This is a genomic window from Paenibacillus sp. P4_E11 (genome assembly GCF_056401635.1).
Map to the genome: position 1 here is coordinate 1 of NZ_JBFUIX010000581.1, position 922 is coordinate 922.

Annotated in this window: 1 protein-coding gene; it reads left to right on the forward strand. The window is 47.0% G+C overall.

Features of this window, described 5'->3' with window-relative positions; translation table 11 throughout:
- Positions 1–138: 138 nt before the first annotated feature.
- The coding region (locus tag AC1DWB_RS36195; RefSeq protein WP_477545876.1) for a 2-oxoacid:ferredoxin oxidoreductase subunit beta at positions 139–922 on the forward strand (784 nt) is incomplete at its 3' end.

Genomic DNA, 922 nt, shown 5'->3' on the forward strand with positions numbered 1-922 from the left:
CAACGCAACCGGTCAGCTCGCCGATCAGATCAAGCTTCATGTAGGTCATGCCGGCAAGATCAAGAGCATGCTGAAGTACGACGGAACACCGTTCCTGCCTTCTGAAATTCATAAAGAGTGTAAGGAGCTGAAATAGAGATGGCAACATTAAAAGATTTCAGAAATAACGTAAAACCGAACTGGTGCCCAGGTTGCGGCGACTTCGCCGTACAAGCAGCGATCCAACGTGCTGCTGCTAACATTGGTTTGGAGCCTGAGAATTTGGCTGTTATCTCAGGGATCGGCTGCTCCGGTCGTATATCCGGCTATATTAACTGTTATGGTTTCCACGGCATCCATGGACGTTCAMTTCCTATTGCGCAAGGCGTTAAGATGTCCAACCGTGAACTGACGGTTATCGCATCCGGTGGAGATGGAGACGGCTTTGCAATTGGGATGGGACACACGGTACATGCCATTCGTCGTAATATCGATATGAGCTATATCGTGATGGATAATCAAATCTATGGATTGACGAAAGGCCAGAACTCGCCACGCAGCGCGAAAGGCTTCATCAATTCCAAGTACACGCCTCAAGGCTCGATCGAGACTGAATTGGCTCCGCTCGAGATGGCATTGGCAGCAGGTGCTACGTTCGTAGCCCAATCGTTCTCAAGCAATTTGAAGCAAATGACTATGATCTTCGAAGAAGGTATGARGCACAAAGGCTTCTCTATGATCAATATTTTCAGTCCATGCGTGACATTCAATAAATTCAACACATACGAATGGTTCAAGGAAAATATCGTCGATCTGGACGAAATTCCGAACTACGACCCATCCAATCGTATTCAAGCCATGACGAAGTTGATGGAGACGAACGGGATGTTGACCGGGATCATCTATCAGAACAAAGAAAAACAAAGCTACGAAGAGCAAGTTC